Source organism: Vibrio sp. R-1 (assembly GCF_035615595.1).
Taxonomy (GTDB): Bacteria; Pseudomonadota; Gammaproteobacteria; order Enterobacterales; family Vibrionaceae; genus Vibrio; species Vibrio cholerae.
On record NZ_WPDC01000277.1, the window covers coordinates 1 to 600 of the forward strand.

General features: G+C 37.7%; 1 protein-coding gene. It reads left to right on the top strand.

Translation table 11 applies throughout. The features are described from left to right. On the top strand, nt 1-589 hold a 589-nt coding region (locus GOU96_RS18105; protein ID WP_324702113.1), incomplete at its 5' end, for a hypothetical protein. Nucleotides 590-600: the final 11 nt, after the last annotated feature.

The following is a 600-nucleotide window of genomic DNA, read 5'->3' on the forward strand; positions in this document are numbered from 1 at the left end:
TAGGCGGGCGTTATGCATATTGGAGGAAAGATTGGAAGAGTTAGTCACAGCAATTAATAATGCGGCTTTGCCAAGGACAATAGACTATGTAACATTGCTTGTTGCAGGTGCATCTTTGCTTATCTCAGTGGTGTCTCTCATTGCTGCTGGGTTTGCGACATATTATGCGAGAGCACAGAAAAAAATAGCTCAACGTGCAGAACGTAATCAAATTACATTAGAGCTTTTTGACTGCTTACATATTGTTAAGAAATTTGATGGTTCTAACTTGGATGGTGAGCTTTTAGATCGTACATTCAAGCGTCTTCAAAAGTTAAAGCTAAAAGCTTGTGATAAAGAGTTATTAAGCTCAGAGTCCCACGCATTTATCTCGAAAGTATTGACAATAGTTCACGAAATGCCAACAAAACAGAGCTTGCACAAAGAGAATGCTGACGATGAGCTTCAGTTATTTCTAAATAAATTTGGTGTTGAGGTCACTGTTGAGCATTTACAGAAAGAGTTTCGAACAGATTACTTGGAAGCTCGCAATTTTTTACAAAAAGAAGCTTTCTTAAGGTTTGAGGAACTATTTGCAAAATATGCATAACAAACGCCTCA